Source organism: Brevibacterium sp. Z349TD_9 (assembly GCF_056173565.1).
On sequence record NZ_CM149680.1, the window covers coordinates 3,588,863 to 3,612,274 of the forward strand.

A 23,412-nucleotide genomic window follows, 5' to 3' on the forward strand; every position below is an offset into this window, starting at 1 on the left:
CACCGTCTAGGGTGGAGGGGTGAGAATCGCAACGTGGAACGTCAACTCGATCCGTGCCCGTGCCGAGCGGATCGGCGCGTGGCTCGACCGCTCCGACGCCGATGTGCTCGCGATCCAGGAGCTCAAGTGCCGGGACGACCAGTTCCCCCGGGAGGTCTTCGACTCCCGCGGCTACGAGGTCGCCTTCCATGGACTCAACCAGTGGAACGGGGTCGCGATCGCCTCCCGAGTCGGCCTCGAGGACCCGCAGATCGGCTTCGCCGGCATGCCCGCCTACAACGACGCCGACGAGGCGCGGGCGATCTCTGCCACGTGTGGAGGGGTCCGGGTCCATTCCCTCTACGTCCCCAACGGCCGTGAGCTCGGCCATCCCCACCTCGACTACAAGCTCGAGTGGTACCGGGCGCTGACCTCGGTCGTCGCCGATCGACTCGCCGCGGACCCGGAGGAGAAGCTCGTCCTCTGCGGTGACTTCAACGTCGCCCCGCTCGACGAGGACGTCTGGGACATGGCCGCCTTCGAAGGCGCCACCCACGTCTCCCCACCGGAGCGGCAGGCCTTCTCCGACCTCCTCGGCGCCGGCCTGACCGAGGTCACCCGCCAATTCACCCCCGGCCCCGGCGTCTACACGTACTGGGACTACCAGCAGCTGCGCTTCCCGAAGAAGCAGGGCATGCGCATCGACTTCGAACTCGCCTCGCAGGCGCTCGCCGCCACAGCCTCGGCGGCGATGATCGACCGCGAGGAGCGCAAGGGCAAGGGAGCCTCCGACCACGCCCCGGTCATCGTCGACTTCGACCTCTGAGCGACCGGGCACAGCTTCGGACCAAAGCCGACGAAAGCATGGACATCGCCCCTCTCATCTGGTGAAGTTGGAGCAGGAGGAAGGTGACGACGATGTCAGCAACAGTCCGTGAGCTTGTCGGAGAGGCCTACGAGCGGCGTGAGTCCACGTGGAGGGCAGCGCTCGAGACGGTCGAGGATTGGGTCGACGCGGCACGGGCGAGATCACCCCAGCTCACCGAGGACCGGATGCAGGTGGTTCCGGGCCGGATCAAGGACCCCCTGCGCACGGGCGAGAAGCTGCGGCGCAAGCTCGCCGATGCCAACGATGAGATCCATGAGGCCGTCGAGGTCGAGAACCAGGTCATCGACGTCGTCGGGGCCCGCGCCGTGTGCCGCACGGAACGCGAGCAGTCGGTCCTCTGGGACATCCTCACCGACCCGAACGACGATTCCGCGCTCACCATCGCCGAGGTGCGCGACTACTCCGCGCACCCGAAGCCGTCCGGCTACCGCGGCCGCCACCTCATCGTCGAAGTCCCCTTCGACTCCGAACCCTCCGTCCTCGTCGAACTCCAGATCCGCACGATCCTCCAGGACGCGTGGTGCGTGCTCTCCGAGGAGCACCTGTTCAAACCCGGCCAGGTTCTCACTTCGGACTCGCAGCAGGAGCGGCTCTCCCTCGTCCTCGCCGGCCTCTTCGCTCAGGCGGACTCCGTGGCCGGATTCATCGCCGACGACGTCGGGGCCTCCCTCGGTCTCGGCAACTCCGCACCGCCGCGGACGATGACCGACCCCGCCGAGGAGGATCCCTCGATCGAGGTGACGATCCGCGAGCTCAACCACTCCTACGTCCTCGCCGCCGACGAGGTGGGCCGCCACGGCATCATCCGCTTCGAGACGCTCGGCCTCACCCCCGACAACCCCGACCGCGCGGGACTGCCCTCGCCTGGGGACACCCTGCGGGTGCGGATGGACGAGTCCCACTCGACCCGGTACTTCATCCCCGTCTCCGGGGAGGGCTGAGCCGCCACCTCGGCGAGGGCTGAGCCACCGCCTCGGCGAGGTCCGGATCGGCGTGCACGGTGCGGTCGTGGGCACCGACTAGACTTGCGTCCCATGGGAAAGAAGTCGAAGCGCTCCAAGGAAGACCTCATCGCCAAGCGGCTGGCCCGCGCTCAGGCCACGGCGTTCGTCGCCCGCCCCTTCGAGGGGCTGCCGTTCGAAGCCGACCTCATCTGCCTCCGCGAGCTCGTCCCCGCCGCCACCGCGCAGGTGCGCCTGAGCGAGGAGTACGGCGGCCACGAAGTGACGATCGCCTCCCTGCTGCCTGCCGCATGGCAGGCCTGGCACCGGGAGGACGGCGCGCTCTACGCCGGCATGCAGGTCCCCGTGTCCTCGACCGATGCCTCCCGCGACGTGGCCCGCGGCATCCTCGCCGCCGCCGAGGCGGCCCCCGGCACGACGATCGAGGCGACGACCGAACCCGGTGAGGGTCCGAAGCTCCAGGACATCCTCGACACCGACCACCCGTTCTCCGTCCGCGTCCTCGAGACCTTCGAGTACTGGGACCTGCCCGGCGACGACGACGAGGTGGCCGCCGCCCTCGAACAGGCGAACGATTCGATCACCCCGACCGAGAAGCTCGCCTCCGTTGACTCCGCGTACTGGACGGAGATGTCGGGCCGCACCTACGTGCGCTGGGCCCGCAGCGAAGGTGAGGACGCCGTCGTCGACGCTCTCGCCAGGCTCGCTGCCGAGGGCGGCAACGACCTCGGCGGTCCCGGCACCTTCCTCGGCTACTTCCGCGCGCACGGGATCATCATCCCCGTCTGGGAGCTCGAGTTCGGCACGCAGGCCGATGACGTCGAGGAGCCGATCGCGGAATTCGCCGCCCGCCTCGACGCAGCGCTGAGCTCCGAGGAGCCGCTGAGCACGGAGGCCCGCCGGCTCCGCTCGGGCATCGTCGCCCGCCAGCTCACCATCCACTGACCGCCGCCCGCCTGCAGCCCGGGGCCACCGCCTCGGCGAGGGGATGAAGGAGAGGAACCGTCCTTGCCCGAGCACCAGACACCGAGCGGAATCGCCGCCGTCATCCCCGCCATGGACGAGGCGGAGCGGATCGCAGCGACCGTCGCGAGCACGAAGCTCATCCCCGGCGTCGACATCGTCATGGTCGTCGACGACGGATCGAGCGATGACACCGGCACCGTCGCCCGGCGGGCCGGCGCCGAAGTCGTCACCCACCGGAAGAACAAGGGCAAGGCCGCGGCGATGATGACCGGGGCGTTCGCGATCCGCAATCGCGAGATCTCCGAGGCCGCTCCCGGGCAGCCCCCGCAGCACCGCGCTCTGCTCTTCATCGACGGCGACCTCGAGGACTCGGCGGTCAACACCGCACCGCTCGCGGCCCCCGTGCTCGCCGGCGAGGCCGATATGACGATCGCGATCCTCCCCGCCCAGAAGCGCAAGGGCGGGGGCTTCGGCTTCGTCGTCGGGCTCGCGAAGAAGGGCATCGCCGAACTCTCAGGATTCGAGGCGACCCAGCCGCTCTCGGGCATGCGGTGCCTGAGCCGGGAGGCCTTCGATGCGGCCCTGCCGTTCGCCGCCGGTTGGGGGGTGGAGACGGCGATGACGATCGACGTCGTCAACGCGGGCCTGCGCGTCGAGGAGGTCGAATGCGACCTCCACCACCGGGTCACCGGCCGCGACCTCAAGGCTCAGCTCCACCGCGCAGCCCAGTACCGCGACGTCGCCCGGGCCCTGCTGGCGCGTCGACTGAAGGGCCGGAAGTGAGGTACGCGTACCTCGGCCCCGAAGCGACGTTCACCGAGGCGGCGCTGCTGCGCTACCTCGACGCCCACGACCTGCGGGAGCAGGCGACGACCCAGCCGATGCGCGGTGCCGCGGCCGCCCTCGACGCCGTCCTCGACGGCGACTGCCTCGCCGCGGTCGTCCCGATCGAGAACTCCGTCGAGGGCGGGGTGCCGGCGACGATCGATGCGCTCACCGAGCACGGCGACCTCCAGATCATCGCCGAGGTCGTCGTGCCCGTCCGCTTCGTCCTCGCCGTGCGTCCGGGCACCGCCGCCTCGGCGATCACCTCGTTCGGCACCCACCCGCACGGGGAGGCCCAGGTGCGCGGCTACATGGCCGAGCACTACCCCGACGCCGTCTACATCCCGACGTCGTCGACGGCCGCCGCCGCCCGCGACCTCGCGGGCGACGCCGCCGACCACGTCGCCGCGGTGTGTCCGGCGCTCGCTGCCGAACGCTACGGCCTCGAGGTCATCGCCACCGACATCGGGGACCGCCAGGACGCGGTCACCCGCTTCGTCGTCGTCACCCTGCCCGGCCCGATCCCCACCCAGACAGGGGCGGACAAGACGACACTGGTGGCGGCCCTGCGCTCCGACCGGCCCGGTGCCCTCCTCGAACTCCTCGAGCAGTTCTCGACCCGCGGGATCACGATGTCGCGGATCGAGTCACGCCCCACCGGTGACCGGCTCGGCCTCTACCAGTTCTCCATCGACCTCCTCGGCCACATCAGGGAGGCCAGGGTCTCCGACGCCCTCGTCGGGGTCCACCGGGTCGCGATGAGCGTGAAGTTCCTCGGCAGCTACCCGAGCGCCGACGCCACCCGTCCGATCATCGATCCGACGACGACGGACTCCGCGTTCGCCGAGGCGACCGCGTGGCTGACCGGAGTCCTCGACCGCGACGACTGATCCCACCCCCGCGACGAAGGAGTCGACGATGGACACCGCCCCTGCCGGCACCGGCACGCCCCCTGCCCCCGACGCGATCATCGTCGGGGCGGGACTGGCCGGCCTCGTCGCCGCCTTTGAGCTCACCCGTGCGGGCCGGAGCGTCCTCATCGTCGACCAGGAGAACCGGGCCTCCCTCGGCGGGCAGGCGTTCTGGTCCCTCGGCGGGCTCTTCCTCGTCGACTCCCCCGAACAGCGTCGCCTGGGAGTGCGGGACTCCCTCGACCTCGCCCGCTCCGACTGGGCCGCCTCGGCGGGGTTCGACCGGGAGGAGGACCGCTGGCCGCGGAAGTGGGCCGATGCCTACCTCGACTTCGCCGCCGGGGAGAAGCGGGACTACCTCCACGGCCTCGGGCTGCGGCTGACCCCGATCGTCGGGTGGGCCGAACGCGGCGGCACAGACCCCACCGACCACGGGAACTCCGTGCCCCGCTTCCACCTCACGTGGGGCACCGGTCCCGAGGTCGTGCGGATCTTCCGGGAGCCCGTCGAAGCCGCCGAGGCGGCCGGCCGGGTCGACTTCCGCTTCCGTCACCGGGTCGATGAGCTGCTCACCGACGACCGCGGTGTCGTCGGCGTGCGCGGACGGGTGCTCGCATCGAGCCCGACGGCGCGCGGGATCGCCTCGAACCGGGAGGAGGTCGACGACTTCGAGTTCCGCGCCCCGGCCGTCATCGTCACCAGCGGCGGGATCGGGCACAGCTTCGAGACGATGCGCAGGTTCTGGCCGACCGAGCGCCTCGGCCCGTTCCCCGAGCGGATGCTCGCGGGCGTGCCCGCCCATGTCGACGGGCGGATGCTCGGCATCGCCGAGGCGGCGGGGGCGAGTCTGATCAACCGGGACCGGATCTGGGCGTACACCGAGGGCATCGAGAACTGGAACCCGATCTGGCCGGGCCACGGGATCCGCATCATCCCCGGCCCCTCCTCGCTGTGGTTCGACGCCGCCGGGCAGCGTCTGCCCGCCCCGAACTACCCGGGATTCGACACGAACCGGACGATGGCCGCGATCCTGAGCACCGGGCACGACTACTCGTGGTTCGTCCTCAACGCCTCGATCATCCGCAAGGAGTTCGCGCTCTCGGGCTCCGAGCAGAACCCCGACCTCACGCTCAAGGACATCCGGGTCACCCTCGACCGCGTGCGCTCCTCCGGCGCGCCCGCCCCCGTCGAGGCGTTCACCCGGTTCGGGTCCGACTTCGTCGTCGCCGAGACCACCGAGGAGCTCGTCGCGGGGATGAATGCCCGCTCCCGGGGCCCGGTCATCGACCACGATGACCTCGTCGCGCAGATCGCAGCCCGGGACCGGGAGATCGGGGACGCCGACCCCCGGGATCCGCAGGTGCAGGCGATCCACCGGGCCCGGCGCTACCTCGGCGATCGGATCGTGCGGGTCCAGCGCCCGCATGCGATCCTCGACCCCGCGCACGGACCGCTCATCGCCGTCCGGTTGGGAATCCTCTCGCGCAAGACCCTCGGCGGGCTCGAGACGAACCTCGACGCCCAGGTCCTCGACTCCGGCGGTGAGCCGATCCCGGGTCTCTTCGCCGCCGGTGAGGTCGCCGGGTTCGGCGGCGGCGGAATGCACGGGTACAACGCGCTCGAGGGGACGTTCCTCGGCGGGTGCATCTTCTCGGGACTGCGCGCCGGTCGCGCCGTGGCCGCACGGCCGAGGTAGGGCGTCGGCGGCCTCAGGCTGAACTGACAGTGTGCGGTTCAGGCGGCGGGGCCGGGGGCGTCGGTTCAGGCGGCGGGGCCGGGGTTCTCCGCGTCGGGGGCGGTCGCCTCGGCGCCCGAGACGGGGCCGGCGGGGCGCTGGAGGCGCGACGGGGTGAGGTACTGGGTCGTCGAGATCCCGAGCACCCGCTGCTGGCGGGAGAGGTTGTACGTGCGGTCGTGCTGGAGGTATTCGACGAGGAACAGCCGGGCGCTGTCCCCGCGCCGGAACAGCGACTTCACCTTGAGCCCCACCTTCGCTGCGACGAGCGCCTTGTCCTTGGCGATCGCCTCGATGACGACGGGGTCATAGCCCATCCGGGCGAAATGCGTGGCCACCGCATCCTTGAGGCGGTAGGGGATCGGGTCGCCGATGTTGAACGGCCCCGAGGCCTTGGGCACGTCGAGACACGCGAGTGCCGCCCGGACGAGATTGTCGATCGCCGTCAGGGTCATCTTCTGCCGACCGCCGCCGGGCAGGGTGAGGACCCCTTTGCGTGCGAAGCAGCGCAGGCTGGGCATGAACATCGTCTCGCCCGGGCCGTAGACGGCGGCAGGGCGGAGGATCGCGGCGTCGGGACGGATGCGGGTGACCAGCTGCTCGGCGAGCACATGGGTCTTCGCGTAGTCGTCGTGGTACTCGCTCGGGTCCTTCGGGCCCGCCTCCTCCCAGAGGTCGGTGTGCGGGGCCGTCGGTGAGTAGACGGTCGTCGAGGACAGATGGACGATCCTCGCGTCCTCGAAGGCGTCGAGGACGTTGCGGGTGCCGGTGACACGCACGTCGTAGAAGTCGTCGTAGGCTGCGGTGACGTCGTGGATACCGGCACAGTGGAAGACAGCGGTGACTTTCTTCGCCAGAGAGCGGATCGGGGCCGGCGCCTCCTGTCGGATGTCCCATTCGTGGAAGTTCACGCCCGGGATCTGCGGATCCCGTCGGCACAGGGCGTAGACCGGTTCGTCACGGGTCGCCAGGGCACGGGCGATGGCACCGCCGATGAAGCCGCTCGCCCCGGTCACCACTATCGCCACGGCCGCTCCTCGCTCTTTCCCGCTCTCACCGGTCCCGGGTGCGCGCATCCCCCTGCGGCATGTCGAGCATGGCCGGATCGGCATCGGTCAGGGGGAGTCCGCTGCACACGGAACACTGCCTTGCCTAAGGCAACTGTAACCGACCACACGGACTCGGCCGCGTCGGGCCCGCAGAAATCGTTCCCCACAAGACCTCATCGTGAGAATACAATTGCCTCAGCTGTAACCGCCCTTGTCCCCAGTCGCCTGGAATCAGGAGCCGCCGATGACGCCGCCGCACACGACCATCGGCCACGGGGCTGCGACGAAGGCCGCCGGGATCCACGCGCGGCCCGGACCACCGCGCCGGCGTCCTCTCTCCCCCTCCGCCCTCGCCGCCCGGGCGGACCCCGCGACCATCCACCGCCCCGGCGTCGAGGCGGTGGTGCAACCCTGATCTCGGCGACAATTCCCCCTCGAAAACCAAAGTTGAGTGGAATAGACTCAACTTTTGAGGTGTTGGAACGAAGAGAAGTCACACACACCAGTTGAAGGAGATGCGCATGGACGCACAGATGACGACCAAGTCACGAGAGGCGCTGCAGGCGGCAGTCAACGACGTCGTCGCGCGCCACAACAACCAGATCGAACCGGCCCACCTCGTCGCGGCGCTGCTCGAGCAGCCGGATTCCCTCGCCTCGAACCTGCTGGCCAAGGTCGGTGCCGACCGCCAGTCCGTTCTCACCGCCGTCGACGCCGTGATCGGCGGATTCCCCACAGTCAGCGGTCAGTCCGTCTCTCAGCCGAGCCTCTCGCGCGCCGGCCTCGAGATGATGAACCTCGCCCAGGAGGAGATGACGGCGCTCGGCGACCAGTACGTCTCCACCGAGCACCTCCTGCTCGCGGCAGCCGCGATGCACGACGGCTCGGGCGATGCCCTGCGCAGCAACGGCGCGAGCCGCGACGCGCTGCTCGCCGCCCTGCCGGAGCTGCGCGGCGGCAAGAAGGTCACCTCGGAGAACCCCGAGGACACGATGCAGTCGCTCGAGAAGTTCGGCATCGACCTCACCGCAGCCGCCCGCGAAGGCAAGCTCGACCCGGTCATCGGCCGTGACAAGGAGGTGCGCCGGGTCATCCAGGTGCTCTCGCGCCGGACGAAGAACAACCCCGTCCTCATCGGCGAGCCCGGCGTCGGCAAGACCGCCGTCGTCGAGGGCCTCGCCCAGCGCATCGTCGCCGGCGACGTGCCCGAGTCCCTGCGGGACAAGACGCTCATCAGCCTCGACCTCTCGGCCATGGTGGCCGGAGCAAAGTACCGCGGTGAGTTCGAGGAGCGCCTCAAGGCGGTCCTCGAGGAGATCAAGAACGCCGACGGCCAGATCATCACGTTCATCGACGAGCTCCACACGATCGTCGGGGCCGGAGCCGGCGGGGACTCCTCGATGGATGCCGGCAACATGCTCAAGCCGATGCTCGCCCGCGGCGAGCTGCGGCTCATCGGCGCGACCACGCTCGATGAGTACCGCGAGAACATCGAGAAGGACCCGGCGCTCGAACGCCGCTTCCAGCAGGTGTTCGTCGGCGAACCGAGCGTCGAGGACACCATCGCGATCCTCCGCGGACTCAAGGAGCGCTACGAAGCGCACCACAAGGTCTCGATCAACGACGGCGCCCTCGTCGCCGCAGCCGGCCTGTCGAACCGGTACATCACCGGCAGGCAGCTGCCGGACAAGGCGATCGACCTCGTCGACGAAGCGGCATCACGGCTGCGCATGGAGATCGACTCGGCTCCGGCCGAGATCGACGAGCTGCGCCGTGCCGTCGACCGCCTGAAGATGGAGGAGATGGCCCTGTCGAAGGAGACCGACTCCGCCTCCCAGGAGCGGCTGAGCAACCTGCGCGCCGACCTCGCGGACAAGGAGGAGAACCTCCGCGGCCTCGAGGCGACGTGGGAGTCCCAGCGGGCCGGCCTCAACCGGGTCGGCGAGCTGAAGACGAAGCTCGACGAACTGCGCTCGCAGGCAGAGAAGGCCCAGCGCGACACGGACCTCGAAACGGCGTCGCGTCTGCTCTACGGGGAGATCCCCGCGGTGCAGAAGGAGATCGCCGAGGCCGAGGCCGAGGAGGCAGAGGCCGACGCAGGCCAGACCAGCGATCCGATGGTCAGCGACAAGGTCACGGCCAACGACATCGCCGAGGTGGTGGCGTCGTGGACGGGCATCCCCGCCGGACGCCTCATGCAGGGCGAGGTCGAGAAGCTGCTCGGGGCGGAGAACGAGCTCGGCAAGCGCCTCATCGGGCAGAAGGATGCCGTTGCCGCGGTCTCCGATGCGATCCGCCGCTCCCGGGCCGGGGTCTCCGATCCCGACCGGCCGACCGGGTCGTTCCTCTTCCTCGGACCGACCGGCGTCGGCAAGACGGAGCTTGCGAAGTCACTCGCGGACTTCCTCTTCGACGACGAGAAGGCCCTCATCCGCATCGACATGAGCGAGTACGGGGAGAAGCACACGGTCTCCCGCCTCGTCGGTGCTCCCCCGGGATACGTCGGCTACGACGAGGGCGGTCAGCTCACCGAGGCGGTGCGTCGGCGTCCGTACTCCGTCGTCCTCCTCGACGAGGTGGAGAAGGCGCATCCGAGCGTCTTCGACATCCTCCTCCAGGTCCTCGACGACGGTCGTCTCACGGATGGTCAGGGCCGCACGGTCGACTTCCGGAACACGATCCTCATCCTCACCTCGAACCTCGGTTCCCAGTTCCTCGTCGATCAGGCGATGACGGCGCAGGAGCAGAAGGATGCGGTCATGGACGTCGTCGCCTCGGCGTTCAAGCCCGAGTTCCTCAACCGGCTCGACGACATCGTGCTCTTCGACGCGCTGAGCAACGACGAGCTCACCTCGATCGTCGACCTGCAGATCAAGAGCATGGACAAGCGCCTCGCGGATCGTCGGATCACCCTCGACGTGACCCAGGAGGCCAAGGACTGGCTCGCGCTCGAAGGCTACGATCCGGCCTACGGTGCGAGGCCTCTGCGCCGTCTCGTCCAGCGCGAGATCGGGGACAAGCTGGCGCGGAAGATGCTCGCCGGCGACATCCAGGACGGGGACACGGTCCTCGTCACGATGCCCGAGCACGCCGACACGACGGGTCTGGAGCTCCAGGCCAAGCAGTGAGGCATCCGGGCTGAGCGGCCGACTGCTCATCAAGCCGACTGCTCATCCGGCAGACTGCTCATCCGAAGGAGGGGCGACCATCATGGTCGCCCCTCCTTCAGTGTGTCCGGGGACGTAGGCTGCTCGGGTGAGCGCGTGTCGAAGGGCCGGCGGGTGGCGTGAGGCGGGTGCCCCTCCGAGACGGGTGCCTCCCCGAGGCGGATCCGGTTCGAAATCCGGCCTGCATCCGAACCGGATCCTCCTCGGGGAGTGCAGTGGCGGCTGAGTCGGTGGCGTCCGCGCGCTGAGGGCCGTCGCCGAGGCTGCTCGGGTGAGCGCGTGTCGAAGGGCCGGCGGCTGGGGTGAGTGCGTGCCTCGTCGAGGCAAATGCCTCCCCGAGGAGGATCCGGTTCGAAATCCTGCCCCTATTCGCACCGGATCCTCCTCGGGGACCGCCGTGGTGGGTCAGTCGGTGGCGTGGTCGGCCCTCGGAGTGGCGTCAGGCCGCTGCGCCTCGGGCGCCTGGTCGTGGCTCGTCCCGGCACCCCCTGCACCGCTCGTCCCGACGCTGCCGGCGCTTCCGGCACCGCCCGCACCGTCGGCGACCCCGCTGCCGGCCCCAGCACGAGCACCAGCCCCAGCACCGACCCCGGCAGGAGCGGTCTCGCGTGCGGCACCGTCGGCTTGCGCGGCACCTCCGCGGGTCGAGGACCACCAGCGGCGGAGGAATGCGCTGAATCGTTCGAAGCTGCGGTCCTTGATGAAGATCGCGTCGACAGCGATCATCGTCAGCGAGAACCACGGCAGGCCCATGAGCAGCGCGATGCCGAGGTGGAAGGAGAGGATGCCGACGAGCGCGATCGCCCGCGTCCACCGGTTGAAGAGCATGAACGGGAACGCGCTCTGGAAGAGGATCGACCCCCACGAGATGACGACGACTCCCGGCCCCCATGCGGTGACGAGGTCGGAGAGCACGGGCCAGGTGCCGAACTGCTGGGTCTGGAGCGGATTGTAGACGGCGAAGCCGTGCTGCCATGCGGTGCCGCCCGCCTTGTAGAGGGCACCGGACATGTAGATCGCGCACACCTGGAAGGCGAGGACGACGATCGCGAGGTTGTTGGCCATGATGAGGTACCACGGTCCGTCCTCGGGTCCGAGGTCGGTCCCGTGCCTCCGGCGCCTGCGCGCATCGAGCGACCAGCGCCTGGTCGTGTCGGCGAAGAGGAGGGCGATGAGGAACATCCGGTACGCGTTGTCGCCCTGGTCGCCGGCGCTGTCGTTGAGTTCGATGAAGCTCACCCAGAGGATGAGGTAGAACGGCAGGATGATGCGCGTGCGCCACCCGAGGATGACGGTGACGGCGAGGATCGCCAGCCCGATGATCATCGCCGTGTAGAGCGGCGGGTTCGTCACCGCCCGGTGGAAGAGGGAGAAGAGCCAGATGTTCGGGAAGTCGCTCTTCGGCTGGGCGATCTCCCCGTTCCACGCCGCTCCGACTCCGAAGGCGTAGTTGCGGGCCGCGAAGTTCGTCAGCAGCAGCCCGAGCCCCGTGATCCCCATGAGGATGCGGGTGACCGCGAGCCCGTAGGTCGCGTGGTAGCGGCCGGTGAGCAGCTCCTCGAGGCGGTTCCAGCCCCGACCGAGTGCCGCGACGACCCGCGCGGAGACCGTCATGTCCTTCTCACTGCTCACTGACGCACCTCACTGTGTCCGAGGCGCAGAAGTACTGCGCGAACTCCTCGTTCGACTGGTTCTCGGCGAACGACAGGGCCCTCCAGCCGACGGGCACCGGCTGGATCGCGGGCCGCTCTGCGTCCTTGTCGTTGCGTTTGGCGAAGGGCACGACGTTCTGCCGGGCAGCCTGGTACTGCACCCGCTGGACGTCCTCTCCCCAGACGGCGAGCGCGACCTGTGTCGCATACCGGGTGGCGACCTCTTCGTCCTCGAGGTAGCTCGAGACCGCACCGTCGGGGTCGTCGTACTCCGACAGCTTGGCCTCGAGACGATCGACGGAGTCGTCGCCCTTGAAGTAGTCGAGTGCGACGATCGACTTGTGGTCGTCGCTGAGCTCCTCCCACGACCCCTTGAGGTCCGAGGCCACCCCGATCGCCAACCCGGCCGAGCGCGGAGGGAAGAGCTTGTACGTCGAATGGTCGAGTTCGACATCGGTGGCGCGGACCCAGTCGGTCGTCTCCTCGCCGCCGTCGGGGGTGGAGACGACGGCACGGACATCGAAGTAGTAGTCGCCGTTGATCGGCTCGGGGGCGAAGACGCTCCACGACTGCCCCCACATCGGGATCATGTACTTCGAGAGAAGGTCCCCGGGGATGACCTCGCGCAGGGCCGAGGACGGAGCGATCCAGAGGAAGGTGGCGAACAGGTGGAATCCGGTCAGCGCCATGGCGATGACCATGATCGTCCGCTTGAGCGCGGGATGAGTCTTCTTCTCGTCCATCTCAGTTCCGGGTCGTCGGCAACAGGTTCGGTTGTGCGATCGCCGTCGGGACGCGACTCTGCGCCCTCCGATTCAGGAATCGCACAGACTCCAGGCTACTCGAGTTCGCCCGATACGCACGGGCCGATCGCCGAGGAAGGACCGCTCAGCCGCGCAGCCACTCCTTGACGAGATCGGTGCTCTGCCCCAGCGTCGGCGGGGCGAGATCGTAGCTCGGCGGGGTCTGCGAGAGCCGGATCGGGTTGGCCACGGTGGGGATGACCCGCTCCCCCGCCCCCGCCTCGGCGACGGGGTCGAGGCCGAGCCGGGCGGCCAACTCGACGCCCTGAGTGATCGTGTTGATCGGCGCGCACGGCAGCCCAGCCGCCGTGAGCGTCTCGAACCACTCTTGGTTCGTGCGCTCCGCGAGTGCTGAGACGAGGAAGGGCTCGAGTTCGCTGCGGTTCTCGTTGCGGTTCGCGGCCCGGGCGAAGCGGTCGTCGGCGGCCCATTCGGGGTGGCCGAGCACCTCGGCGAGGCGGTCGAACTGGGCGTCGTTGCCGATCGCGATGATGATCTGGCCCTGCTTCGTCGGCATCGGCTGGTACGGGTAGAGGCTCGGGTGGGCGTTGCCCATCGCCCGCGGGGTGACCCCGCCGGCGACGTAGGCCGAGGTCTGGTTCGCCAGACCCGAGAGCGCCGAGGAGAGCAGGTTCGTCTCGACGAGCTGGCCCTGCCCCGTGTTCTGCCGGTGGACGAGGGCGGCGAGGATCCCGACGGTCGTGTGCAGTCCGGTGAACACGTCGACGATCGCGACACCGGCCTTGACCGGGCCCGATTCCTCGGTGCCGGTGACACTCATGAAGCCTGAGAGCCCTTGGATGAGCAGGTCGTAGCCGGGCTGCGGGTTGTCCCGGCCGAAGCCGGTGACCGAGGCGTAGACGACGCCCGGGTTCTCCGCGCTCACCGTCTCGTAGTCGAGGCCGTACTTCGCCAGCCCTCCGGCCTTGAAGTTCTCGACGAGGACGTCGGCCCGCCGAGCGAGCTCCTGGGCGAGCGCGAGGTCCTCGGGGTCCTTGAAGTCGAGGACGACGGAGTGCTTGTTCCGGTTCGCCGTGAGGAAGTACGTCGCATCCTCCCCTCGCCGAGGCGGTGCCCAGTGCCGGGTGTCGTCGCCAGTCCTGCCCTCGACCTTGACGACCGTGGCGCCGAGGTCGGCGAGCATCATCGTCGCGTACGGTCCGGCCAGCACGCGGGAGAAGTCGGCGACGAGGACCCCGGACAGAGGTCCAGTCCCGCTCCGCGCGAAGAGCTCCTCGGCGCCCTCTGTGCTCCCGTGATCCTCGGCGTCCACCTGTGACTCCCTTCGGTGCGGGAGGCAGCGGACCTCGCTGCCCGCTGCGGCCCGCACGTCCATCGTGTGATCTCTCTGACGTCCTGCCTCCCCCGACTATACGGAAGGTCGCAGCCTTCCTGCGGTGCGGAATCCGTTGCCCCGGCGCGCCCGCGGCTCGTTACACTCAGGAGCACGACCAGCACCGGTCCCCGACGCTCTGCGGGGATCCCAGCACCACCGAAGGGGCAGACGATGACGTTCCACATGCCGGCGGAGACCGCCGCCCACGACCGCATCTGGATGGCGTTCCCGTCCTCCGGCTACGCCTTGGGCGCCTCGGAGGAGGACGCCGAGGCGGCACGGAGCACGTGGGCGGCCGTGGCGAAGGCGGCCAGCGAGTTCACCCCGGTCACCGTCGTCGTCTCCCCGGACCAGGTCGATCACGCCCGCCGCCACCTCGGCGAGGGCATCGACATCGTCACCGCCGAACTCGACGATGCGTGGATGCGCGACATCGGTCCGACCTTCGTCGTCGACGACGAGGGCCGGCTCGCCGCCGTCGACTGGGTGTTCAACGGCTGGGGCGGACAGGACTGGGCGAAGTGGGACAACGATGAGCACATCGGCCGCTTCGTCGCCGAGCAGGTCGACGTTCCCGTCGTCTCCTCGACGCTGCGCAACGAGGGCGGCGGGATCCACGTCGACGGGCAGGGCACGGTGCTCGCCACCCGCAGCGTCCAGCTCGATCCGGGCCGCAACCCCGGCCTCACCGAGGCCGACGTCGAAGCCGAGTTCGCTCGCACGATCGGTGCGAAGAAGGTCATCTGGCTCGAGCGCGGCCTCCACCGGGACAATCAGACCTTCGGAACCCGCGGGCATGTCGACATCGTCGCGACGATGCCGAGCCCCGGCGTCGTCCTCGTCCACGACCAGCGCAATCCCGAGCATCCCGACCATGCGCTCAGCGAAGAGGTCAAGACCCTGTTCGCGAACGAGACGACCGCCGATGGGCAGCCCTTCGAAGTCGTCCCGATCCCGGCGCCGGAGATCCTCAAGGACGACGAGGGCTGGGTCGACTACTCCTACGTCAACCACCTCGTCACGAACGGCGGGGTCATCGCGTGCACGTTCGACGACCCGATGGACGCTGAGGCGAAGGCGATCCTCGAGACCGTCTACCCCGGTCGCACCGTCGTCGGCGTCGACGCCCGCGAGCTCTACGCGCGCGGCGGTGGGATCCACTGCATCACTCAGCAGCAGCCGAGCCTCTGAGAAGCCGGAGGGCTGAGGACCCGGTCGTTCGCGCCGCCCGGGCGTTCGGTGCCGGGTCTGAGGCGGGCCAGACACGTCTGTGCGGCACCGAGATTCCGATCAGGTGACTTGCCGACGGCGAATTCGTCGGGAGGTGTCGTCGAACATCACCGTTCGCCCAGAATCTCGGTATAGGGTGGTGTCCCAGGACACATTCCGTCCCTCACAGCAGTCGACGCAGCAGAGGAGAGCACGACCATGAAGAAGCGATTGATTCTCCTGGCCGGATTGGGAGTCGGGTACATCCTCGGCTCGCGCACCGGCCGTCAGAGCTACGAGAAGCTCAAGGCACAGCTGCAGGAGCTGTGGACCGACCCGAAGGTCCAGGAGACCGTGGAGAAGGCCAACCAGTCGATCCGCGAGAAGGCTCCCGCTGTCGCCGATGCCGTCCAGACGGCCACCGACAAGGTCACCGCCGCCGCGCAGGAGCTCGACGGCGACGAGGATGCGAACGCCACGCAGGGCACCGGGCCGCGGTCGACCGGGTCCGCGACGGGTTCCGGTTCGACCGGTTCTGCGACGAGCGCGGGACCGAACCGGTCAGCAGCGGGCTCGACCGGTGCGGCACCGTCGCGTTCGACGACCGGTCCCGGTTCGACCAGTTCGACGACGGGTCCCGGTTCGACCGGTTCCACGACGGGTCCCGGTTCGACCGGATCGACCGCGGGCTCGGGACCGGCGACCGGCGCATCGCGGGCAGGGACACCCACGCCCACCCCGGGCCCCAAGCCGACTCCGACGCCGAAGCGGGCCGAGGACGTCATCACCGACCCCTCACGGTCGATCGAGGACGAAGGGCCGGCCGCCTCGGCGAATCGCTGAGTCCCCACCGCCGCTGACAGCGCCCGCCCCCGAACGGGGCGGGCGCTGTCGTCGTCCAGGGCAGTGCCGGCCGCAGGACCGACCGCACCGCATTCGGTGAGGACACGCCCGTCGGTGAGTGTCCGCCGACCCTCAGAGCAGGGAGCTCGTCAGCCGCGCGACGTTCTCCGCGTACTTTCGTCGCAGGGGCCGCCTGCTCCATTCCTCGGCATCGAGCTCGACGGAGTTCGGGGCGTACTCCTCGGCCTCGAGCGCGTACATCCGGGATGTGAACTCCCGATCGACGATGAACATCGTCACCTCGAGGTTCATCGCGAACGACCGCTCGTCCATGTTCGAGGACCCGACGATCGAGACGTCGTCGTCGATGAGGAGGAACTTCGAATGGAGCACCGTCGGGGCGTGGTACATGAAGATCCGCACCCCCGCGCGCACGAGTTCCTCGTAGTACGACTGCTGTGCGCGGTGCGTGAGCCAGTGGTCGCTCGTCTCCCCGACGTAGAGGCGGACGTCGACGCCTGAGCGCGACTCGGTGGTCAGCGCATGGAGGAGCGATTCGTCGGGCACGAAATACGGGGAGCAGACGACGACGGTGCGGTTGGCGTTGTAGATGAGGTGGTTGAACAGCCGCAGGTTGTTCTCGTCGTCGAAGCCCGGCCCCGACGGCACCACCTGGGCGAGCGCTCCCCCGCGCTGAGGCGCCCGCAGCTCGAGCCGGGCCGCCTCCTCGAAGAGTTCGTCCGTCTCCGAGTACCAGTCGGTGGTGAACACCGCATCGAGTTCGTCGACGACGGGACCCGTGCACTCGAGCATGAGGTCCTTCCACTGGAAGCCCTTGCGCAGGTTGCGGGCCTTGTTGTACGAGCGGTCGATGATGTTCTGCGACCCGGTGAAGGCGACGGTGCCGTCGACGACGAGGATCTTGCGGTGGTTGCGCAGGTCAGGGCGCTGGTATTCGCCCCTCCACGGGCGGATGGGCAGGGCGCGGCGCCACGGGATCCCCGAGGAGTCGAGACGTTTGACGAGTTCCGAGTACCCGGGATAGCCGATCGACCCGAGGTGGTCGATGAGGATCCGCACCCGCACCCCGCGCGCGTGGGCGGCGAGCAGCGATTCGAAGAGCCGCCTCGTCGTGTCGTCGATGGCGACGATGTAGAACTCGAAGTGGACGAACGAGCGCGCGGCATCGACAGCATCGGCCATCGCATCCATGCACTCGTGGTTGTCCGTGTGGAGTTCGAACGCGTTCCCGTGCGTCATCGGCAGCGCGCCGAGGTCGAAGTTGAGCAGGGCGGAGGTGAGGAGGGGTTCGGAGAGGTGGCCGTGGTCGCCGATGATCGCCTGGTCGTTCGTCTCCTCGCGGATGATGTCGTTGACGAGCGCCTGCTTGTCCCGCCTGCGCTTGGGCAGCTTCGACGAGCCGAGGAGGAGGAAGACGAGGAGACCGATGTAGGGGATGAAGAAGATCGCGAGCAGCCAGCCCAGAGCCACAGACGGTCGGCGGTTGTGCGGCAGCCACCCGAGCGCGACGAGGCGGATGACCAGATCGACCAGGATCAGGGTGATGATCAGCCAGCCCGGCCAGCCCTGATCGATCGCGAAGAGGGGATAGATCTCCACGCCGCTCGCTTTCGTCCCTCCGGCCCTCCGCGGGTGTCGGAGCCGGGATACCGCTGTTCGTCCTCATCGTATCGCGCCCGGCCACACCCGGTGTCGGGCCCCGCCGGGTCCGTCGGCGCGGGAGGATCAGCCGCCGAGGCGATGCCCAACATGTCCGCCTTGCTCCTTCGCCGTGGCGGTGCCCCTCGCACCCTCGCCGAGGCGGTTCCGCGATAATGGGGGAACCCGTCCGACCGCTGTGCGAAGGTGTCCTCATGAGCTTCGATCCGACCGCCGTCCCCATCCGCCCCGCCGTGAGCGTGATCATGGTCCGCGACGGCGACTCCGGGCTCGAGGCCTTCGTCCAGCACCGGGTGACGACGATGGACTTCGCCGCCGGCGTCGTCGTCTTCCCCGGCGGGCGCGTCGACCCCGTCGACCGGCAGGGGGCTGAGAGCATCGAGGTCGACGATCCCGACCTCCACCTCGAGGCGTGGAGTGATTCGACGATCGCCGAGGCGGCCGACGGCTGGCGGGTCCTCCTCGCCACCGCTGTGCGCGAGGTCGCCGAGGAGACCGGCGCCGTGCTCGACCCGGCACTGCTGCGGCCATGGGCGAACTGGGTGACCCCGCTCGGGCAGCCCAAGCGCTTCGACACCTACTTCTACGTCGTCTCCGCCGACGCCGCTCCGCGCCACCTCACAACGGAGGCGCATCGGAGCGAGTGGCTGCCCGTCGCGGCGATCCTCGCCTCAGCGGAGGCGGGAGAGCTCGAGCTCATGCGCCCCACCTTCGTACTGCTCCGCGAGCTCGCCCAGCTCGGTTCCGTCGAGGCAGTGACCGCAGGGCCTCGGAGCATCGAGGTCGTCCGCCCCGAGCATCCGGGGCACAGCGACGACTGAGACCGGCGCTCAGCCTCGTGAGGCGCGCAGCTGGGCGAGTCGGGCCTCGACGACCTGGCGCTGCTCGTCGGAGCCGAGGAGTTCGGAGAGCGCCTCCTGCTCGGCGTCGAGTCCGACCTCCAGCGGTGCTGCGTAGGAGAGGTCGACGAGGCGCTTCGACCACACGAGCGAGGCGCGGGACTTCCCGGCGATGTCGGCGGCGAGGTCGAGAGCGCGGGCGACGGGGTCGTCGGCGAGCTCCTCGACGAGTCCGATCCGCTGCGCTTCGACTCCGCCGATCGCCTCACCGGTGACGATGAGCTTCTTCGCCATGCCCGGTCCGACGAAGCGCGGCAGCAGCTGGGTGCCGCCCATGTCGGGGATGATGCCCCACTTGATCTCCATGAGCGAGAACTGCGAGTCGGGGCTCGCCACCCGAATGTCGGCTCCGAGCGCGATCTGCATGCCGCCGCCGAGGGCGGGACCGAGGACCGCGGCGATGACGGGGACCTCGACGAGCGACCACACGTGCACGGCCTTCTGGGCGAGCGCGCGGGCCGCGCCGAGCCGGTCCCCGACGTCGACGACGCCGGCACCCGCCTCGGCGATCCGGGCCATCTCGGTGAGATCGAGGCCCGCGCTGAAGGCCCGCCCCCGACCGGAGAGGACGACAGCCCTGACCTCGGGATCCGCAGAGAGCCCGAGACCGACCTCGACGAGGTCCTCGAACACCTCCCGGGTGAGCGAATTGAGCTTCTCGGCACGGTCGATCTCGACGTGGGCGACGCCGTCCCTGCTCGTGCAGACGACGGTGCCGTGGGCGGTCTGGGGCATCGGTGCTCCTCGCGTTCAGTGGCGTTTCCTGAACCCTATAACGACGATGACTGCCACGAGCGAGGTCACGCACATGCCGACGACACCCGGCCACGCGAAGTCGGTGAAGAGGACGGCCGACAGCCATGCTCCGAGGCTCGTGCCGAGGTAGTAGACGGTGAGGTAGATGGCCGCCGAGCGCGTCGTATCGACCCCGGGTCGGGCGGCGCTGGCTGCCGCCGAGGCGCCGGTGTGGCCGAGGAAGAATCCGCCGGTGAGCAGCGACATGCCCAGGATGATGACGGGCAGGGAGTCGACGAGGGTCAGGCCTGCGCCGACGATCGCAGTGACCATGCCGACGAGGGTGAGCCGGGTGCGGGTGAAGCGCTGAGCGAGACGACCGTAGTACGTCGTGACGACGGTGCCGACGAGGTAGATGAGGAAGAAGAGGGCGACCGCGCCCTCGCTCAGGTGCCAGGGCTCACGCTGCAGGCGGGAGCCGAGCATGGTGAACGATCCCCCGAAGACGATCATGCAGAGGAAGCCGGTGAGGTAGATCCGCCAGAGTCCGTTCCCGAGCGGGATCGGGGAGCGCCGAGGAGGCCGGGCCCCATCATCGGCGCCGGGAACGGTCGCGGCTGCCGGGTCGGGGACGGCGTGCTGGCGCACAGGCGCTGTGAGGTCGCGGCGCAGCAGCCACACGACGATGAGGCCGAGGACGAGCGAGACGGCGGCGGTGAAGGCGAGCCCGCCGTGCCAGCCGAGGACTTCGGCGGCGAGTCCAGTGAGGAGGCGGGAGCTCAGACCGCCGATCGTGTTGCCGGCGATGTAGACCCCGATCGCCCCGGGCAGCACGGCCGGAGGTAGGCGCAGCGAGAGGTAGGCCATCGCGGTGGCCGGGACCGAGGCGATCGCCACCCCCTGGAGGAAGCGGACGGCGATGAGGAGCTCGGGATTCGGCATGAACGGCAGGACGAGGGCGAGCGCGGCGGCGAGGATGACGCCGCCGGCGATCTGCCGCGCATGCCCGATGCGGGATGCGAGCAGGGAGAACGGGATGAGGAAGCAGGCCATGGCGACGTTCGTCGCTGAGACGGTGAGGCTTGCGGTGGGGGCGTCGATCCCGTAGGCCTCGCGGATCGCGGGGATGAGCCCCTGCGTCTCGTAGAGGACGAGGAACACCGCGACACCGGCGAGGAAGACGGCGACGACCGTGCGCCGGTCGCTCGTCGGATTCGGCTCCCCAGTGCTCATGCTCGTCACGCTATGCCCGCACCGGTGCCGAGCTCAAACCGTTCCGTGCCTCGAACAGCGCTCCTTGCTCTGTCGTGGCGGCCGGCAGTGGGGATGCTCGGTCATGGTGTTGGGGACACCCGGCCGTGGTGGTCTGCCCCAGTGGTCGGCCCCGCAGACAGTCGGCCCCAGCAGTCGGCGCTCGTCACGTTCAGGGGGCGAAGACCGAGTCGGGTTCACGTGTCGAAGAGCGTGTCGATGATCTGCCTGGCGATGAATCTCGCGTGAAGGATGGGTTGTCGCGCCGGGTCGATCGACGCAGGTGGCACCCACGCCGGTCGTCCATCGGTGAGCATGATCGCGTGCCAGTCGGATTTGTCGATGAGGTGGTGGTGCGCGCCGCAAGCGAGCGTGAGGTTGTTGATGTCTGTGCGACCCTCCTCCGCCCACGGGACGATGTGGTGCACTTCGCACCACCCCGGTGGGGAGTCGCATCCGGGGAACGAACACCCCTGATCACGGGCGGTGATGATCGCCGTCTGCTTCTCGTCGGCGAAGCGCTTCTCGGTGGCGACCTGCACGGTCGTCGCCTGATCACTCATGAGGTGGAAGAAGACTCGTCCATTGAGCCCCGACGCGGTGAGTTCCTCGATGGGCACGGGGTTCTCGGTTCCCGTCCGACCCGAACCGGTGTTCGCGGCGAGGTCTTCGGCCTTAGCCGTCACGACGAGGGAGTACCGAGCGCCCGACGTGGGTCGGGTCATTTCGATCTTGCCGATCAGAGTGGCGAAGCGTTCGTAGATCCACCGGCGCACGGTCGGCTGGGCGTCAAGGGTGCTGATCTGGGTGCCGTCCTCACGGACTCCGTAGGCACCGGACGTCTCGCCCTCACAGGGCTGTCCGCTTCCGTCCAATGCGGCATCGCTGCCGTCCTGCGCGAACATCGGGGCATCATGGCGCTGCCCCGAGAGCACCGCGTCGAGTACCGCGAAGGCGTCGTCGTCGGCGCCGCTGCCCGTACCGCAGTCGCCAGCGACCCCGCCTCCAAGTCCAGCACTGTCGGCATTGCCAGGACTCGATGAGTCTGGCCTGCCAGCGCTCGATGAGCCTGGCCTGCCAAGGCTCGATGAACCTGACCCGACTGAGGCCGATGCGGCAGCGCCGCCTCTGCGGCACGATTCGATCCTCGAGGTGAGAAGACCGTTGAGGAGTCCTCCGGTGATCGGGTCGAGACGGCCGGTCAGATCCCAGTCACCGTTGCGTCGGGCCCTGAGGTGGACCGAATAGTCCGCTCGGTCCCGCGACTGCGACGGCTCCTGTCCGTCGGGGTCGATGATGTCGAGCATCCGCTGGAAGATCTCCCTGATGTCCGAGACGCGGACCCTTCTCGCCTCGCTGACGAGTTTCGCCTCGGTCTCCTCGCGCAGTTCGGCACTCACCCATGTCGGCAGACGCTTCATGCACTCGGCGATGACCGAGGCCTGTCCTTCGGAGAGGGTGCCGTCGTGCAGTCCGCTCGCGGTCGCCGGGTTGAGGGGCGGCATCGCCTGGCCGGTGATGTCGACACGGCCGCCGAAGTTCCGTGCGAGTTCGGTGCGACGGTTCGCTTCCGCCCCTGTCAGACCGAGCCGGTTCTGGATGAGGGACTTCGTCGTCTTCACTCCGAAGTCGGTGGGCGTTCCGACGCGTTCGAAGACGGCCAGGGTCACTGCGAACAGCGACCTGTTGACACGGTCGAGGGCTTCGAGGGCGTCGGTGAGCATCACGGCCTCCTCCGGACCCATGGGCCGTTCGAAGGACCGCAGCTCATCGTTGAGCGTGGTCAGACCCGTGATCCCGTCGAGCACCTCTGGCGCGAACCGCGAGAGCGCCGACCATTCCTCGTCGCTGAGCATCGAATGTCGGCTCAGTCGACGAGTGTCCGGCATCATCGCCTCCGGCGAAGGTGTGTCCGCAGCCAGCGCTGACGTCACGTCTCCGTCGTGCGGGCGGTGGCCGGGAGCCTCCTCGGCAGACCCCGCCTGCCCGACACTCTCGTCCGCATGGGGATCGAACGGCACATCGCCATCACGTTCCGGCTCATCACAATCCGATACACCGGGCACGCCGGGGATCTCGTCGAATCGGTCGGCGAGGCTGTGGCCGGTGAGATCGAACCCGGCATCGCGGAGCTGGTCGAACAGCGACGACTGACCGCTCGCGCTGCCGCGATGCGCATTCTTCGCCGAATTTCCGCCCACACCCTTCGCCGGCTTCCCGCCGCGGCGCGATCCGGCGGAACGACTGTCGTCGCCGGGGTGCTGCCTGTCCGGGGTGAGCGTCATGACTCCTGATCCGCCTGCCAACGTCTGTGTTGTTGCCTCCGAGTCTACTCCTTGAATGTGAATCAGACAATAGTCTGTTCCCAATTTATTCGATATTTTTTGGCTGATGAATTCATTCACTCAGCGATTCCTGATCACGGTCGCTTGCCTCGGCGTCTCCCCCGGTCACAGCCCCTACCGGCCACACGGCCGACCGTCCCTCATCCGTTCGACGGCGCCCCGACTGCCGCAGGGCC

Annotated in this window: 19 protein-coding genes; 11 read left to right on the plus strand and 8 right to left on the minus strand. The window is 69.0% G+C overall.

What is annotated here, in order from left to right:
• Positions 1-19 precede the first annotated feature (19 nt).
• From AC0VYB_RS16545 to AC0VYB_RS16570, 6 genes are all read left to right on the plus strand, one after another.
• Positions 20-805 (plus strand): exodeoxyribonuclease III, encoded by a 786-nt coding sequence (locus tag AC0VYB_RS16545; protein WP_009378748.1) that lies wholly within the window; start codon positions 20-22, stop codon positions 803-805.
• A 92-nt stretch (positions 806-897) separates the two neighbouring features.
• Positions 898-1,809 (plus strand): GTP pyrophosphokinase, encoded by a 912-nt coding sequence (locus tag AC0VYB_RS16550; protein ID WP_063249692.1) that lies wholly within the window; start codon positions 898-900, stop codon positions 1,807-1,809.
• A gap of 93 nt (positions 1,810-1,902) precedes the next feature.
• Positions 1,903-2,775 carry a DUF5926 family protein gene (locus AC0VYB_RS16555; protein WP_063249600.1) on the plus strand — a complete coding sequence of 291 codons (873 nt, stop codon included), beginning with the start codon at positions 1,903-1,905 and terminating at the stop codon, positions 2,773-2,775.
• A 63-nt stretch (positions 2,776-2,838) separates the two neighbouring features.
• The gene (locus tag AC0VYB_RS16560) at positions 2,839-3,579 is read left to right on the plus strand and encodes a glycosyltransferase family 2 protein (RefSeq protein WP_063249599.1); all 741 of its coding nucleotides are present in this window, start codon (positions 2,839-2,841) and stop codon (positions 3,577-3,579) included.
• On the plus strand, positions 3,576-4,511 hold the full coding sequence (pheA, locus tag AC0VYB_RS16565) for a prephenate dehydratase (protein WP_475384852.1): 936 nt from the start codon (positions 3,576-3,578) through the stop codon (positions 4,509-4,511). The genes AC0VYB_RS16560 and pheA overlap by 4 nt, the downstream gene beginning before the upstream one ends.
• Before the next feature lie 28 nt (positions 4,512-4,539).
• On the plus strand, positions 4,540-6,228 hold the full coding sequence (locus AC0VYB_RS16570; RefSeq protein WP_475384853.1) for an FAD-binding dehydrogenase: 1,689 nt from the start codon (positions 4,540-4,542) through the stop codon (positions 6,226-6,228).
• Between the two features lie 65 nt (positions 6,229-6,293).
• Here the strand turns inward: AC0VYB_RS16570 and AC0VYB_RS16575 are convergent, their stop codons facing one another.
• Positions 6,294-7,295, minus strand: coding sequence for an NAD-dependent epimerase/dehydratase family protein (locus AC0VYB_RS16575; RefSeq protein ID WP_100227470.1), 1,002 nt, complete (start codon positions 7,293-7,295; stop codon positions 6,294-6,296).
• A 265-nt stretch (positions 7,296-7,560) separates the two neighbouring features.
• Between AC0VYB_RS16575 and AC0VYB_RS16580 the strand changes: the two genes are divergently transcribed.
• Both AC0VYB_RS16580 and clpB read left to right on the plus strand, forming a co-directional pair.
• A complete protein-coding gene (locus AC0VYB_RS16580; RefSeq protein ID WP_391532814.1) occupies positions 7,561-7,731 on the plus strand; it encodes a hypothetical protein in 171 nt (56 codons plus the stop codon).
• 106 nt (positions 7,732-7,837) lie between these two features.
• Entirely contained in the window at positions 7,838-10,444 is a 2,607-nt protein-coding gene (gene clpB, locus AC0VYB_RS16585; RefSeq protein WP_009378729.1) for an ATP-dependent chaperone ClpB, read from the plus strand.
• Between the two features lie 444 nt (positions 10,445-10,888).
• Here clpB and AC0VYB_RS16590 read toward each other — a convergent pair whose 3' ends face one another.
• The 3 genes from AC0VYB_RS16590 to AC0VYB_RS16600 all read right to left on the minus strand — a co-directional run bounded on the left by AC0VYB_RS16590 (position 10,889) and on the right by AC0VYB_RS16600 (position 14,211).
• Entirely contained in the window at positions 10,889-12,115 is a 1,227-nt protein-coding gene (locus tag AC0VYB_RS16590) for an HTTM domain-containing protein (RefSeq protein WP_448803576.1), read from the minus strand.
• Positions 12,105-12,878: a DUF5819 family protein gene (locus tag AC0VYB_RS16595; protein WP_063249591.1), complete on the minus strand. Its 774-nt coding sequence runs from the start codon at positions 12,876-12,878 to the stop codon at positions 12,105-12,107. The genes AC0VYB_RS16590 and AC0VYB_RS16595 overlap by 11 nt, the downstream gene beginning before the upstream one ends.
• A 145-nt stretch (positions 12,879-13,023) precedes the next feature.
• Positions 13,024-14,211, minus strand: a complete 1,188-nt coding sequence (locus AC0VYB_RS16600) for a CaiB/BaiF CoA transferase family protein (RefSeq protein WP_475384854.1) — start codon at positions 14,209-14,211, stop codon at positions 13,024-13,026.
• 234 nt (positions 14,212-14,445) lie between these two features.
• On the opposite strand from AC0VYB_RS16600, the gene AC0VYB_RS16605 reads away from it, so the two are divergent.
• Together AC0VYB_RS16605 and AC0VYB_RS16610 are read left to right on the plus strand one after the other, a co-directional pair.
• The gene (locus tag AC0VYB_RS16605; protein ID WP_119296696.1) at positions 14,446-15,465 is read left to right on the plus strand and encodes an agmatine deiminase family protein; all 1,020 of its coding nucleotides are present in this window, start codon (positions 14,446-14,448) and stop codon (positions 15,463-15,465) included.
• 237 nt (positions 15,466-15,702) lie between these two features.
• Positions 15,703-16,326 (plus strand): hypothetical protein, encoded by a 624-nt coding sequence (locus tag AC0VYB_RS16610; RefSeq protein WP_475384855.1) that lies wholly within the window; start codon positions 15,703-15,705, stop codon positions 16,324-16,326.
• Positions 16,327-16,458: 132 nt separating this feature from the next.
• On the opposite strand, the gene cls is transcribed toward AC0VYB_RS16610, so the two are convergent.
• Entirely contained in the window at positions 16,459-17,946 is a 1,488-nt protein-coding gene (gene cls / locus AC0VYB_RS16615; RefSeq protein WP_009378721.1) for a cardiolipin synthase, read from the minus strand.
• A gap of 254 nt (positions 17,947-18,200) precedes the next feature.
• Here cls and AC0VYB_RS16620 point away from each other — a divergent pair, with 254 nt between their 5' ends.
• Positions 18,201-18,827 (plus strand): NUDIX hydrolase, encoded by a 627-nt coding sequence (locus tag AC0VYB_RS16620; protein WP_063249588.1) that lies wholly within the window; start codon positions 18,201-18,203, stop codon positions 18,825-18,827.
• Between the two features lie 9 nt (positions 18,828-18,836).
• On the opposite strand, the gene AC0VYB_RS16625 is transcribed toward AC0VYB_RS16620, so the two are convergent.
• The 3 genes from AC0VYB_RS16625 to AC0VYB_RS16635 all read right to left on the minus strand — a co-directional run bounded on the left by AC0VYB_RS16625 (position 18,837) and on the right by AC0VYB_RS16635 (position 23,176).
• Positions 18,837-19,640: an enoyl-CoA hydratase-related protein gene (locus tag AC0VYB_RS16625; protein ID WP_063249587.1), complete on the minus strand. Its 804-nt coding sequence runs from the start codon at positions 19,638-19,640 to the stop codon at positions 18,837-18,839.
• Between the two features lie 15 nt (positions 19,641-19,655).
• A complete protein-coding gene (locus tag AC0VYB_RS16630) occupies positions 19,656-20,873 on the minus strand; it encodes an MFS transporter (RefSeq protein WP_063249586.1) in 1,218 nt (405 codons plus the stop codon).
• Positions 20,874-21,088: 215 nt separating this feature from the next.
• Positions 21,089-23,176 carry an HNH endonuclease signature motif containing protein gene (locus AC0VYB_RS16635; RefSeq protein WP_193338622.1) on the minus strand — a complete coding sequence of 696 codons (2,088 nt, stop codon included), beginning with the start codon at positions 23,174-23,176 and terminating at the stop codon, positions 21,089-21,091.
• Between the last annotated feature and the right edge of the window lie 236 nt (positions 23,177-23,412).

Coding starts and splice junctions, on each gene's coding strand:
- AC0VYB_RS16550 (WP_063249692.1), top strand. CDS start 898: ATGTCAGCAACAGTCCGTGAGCTTGTCGGAGAGGCCTACGAGCGGCGT.
- AC0VYB_RS16555 (WP_063249600.1), top strand. CDS start 1,903: ATGGGAAAGAAGTCGAAGCGCTCCAAGGAAGACCTCATCGCCAAGCGG.
- AC0VYB_RS16570 (WP_475384853.1), top strand. CDS start 4,540: ATGGACACCGCCCCTGCCGGCACCGGCACGCCCCCTGCCCCCGACGCG.
- AC0VYB_RS16580 (WP_391532814.1), top strand. CDS start 7,561: ATGACGCCGCCGCACACGACCATCGGCCACGGGGCTGCGACGAAGGCC.
- clpB (WP_009378729.1), top strand. CDS start 7,838: ATGGACGCACAGATGACGACCAAGTCACGAGAGGCGCTGCAGGCGGCA.
- AC0VYB_RS16595 (WP_063249591.1), bottom strand. CDS start 12,878: ATGGACGAGAAGAAGACTCATCCCGCGCTCAAGCGGACGATCATGGTC.
- AC0VYB_RS16605 (WP_119296696.1), top strand. CDS start 14,446: ATGACGTTCCACATGCCGGCGGAGACCGCCGCCCACGACCGCATCTGG.
- AC0VYB_RS16610 (WP_475384855.1), top strand. CDS start 15,703: ATGAAGAAGCGATTGATTCTCCTGGCCGGATTGGGAGTCGGGTACATC.
- AC0VYB_RS16620 (WP_063249588.1), top strand. CDS start 18,201: ATGAGCTTCGATCCGACCGCCGTCCCCATCCGCCCCGCCGTGAGCGTG.
- AC0VYB_RS16625 (WP_063249587.1), bottom strand. CDS start 19,640: ATGCCCCAGACCGCCCACGGCACCGTCGTCTGCACGAGCAGGGACGGC.
- AC0VYB_RS16630 (WP_063249586.1), bottom strand. CDS start 20,873: ATGAGCACTGGGGAGCCGAATCCGACGAGCGACCGGCGCACGGTCGTC.
- AC0VYB_RS16635 (WP_193338622.1), bottom strand. CDS start 23,176: ATGACGCTCACCCCGGACAGGCAGCACCCCGGCGACGACAGTCGTTCC.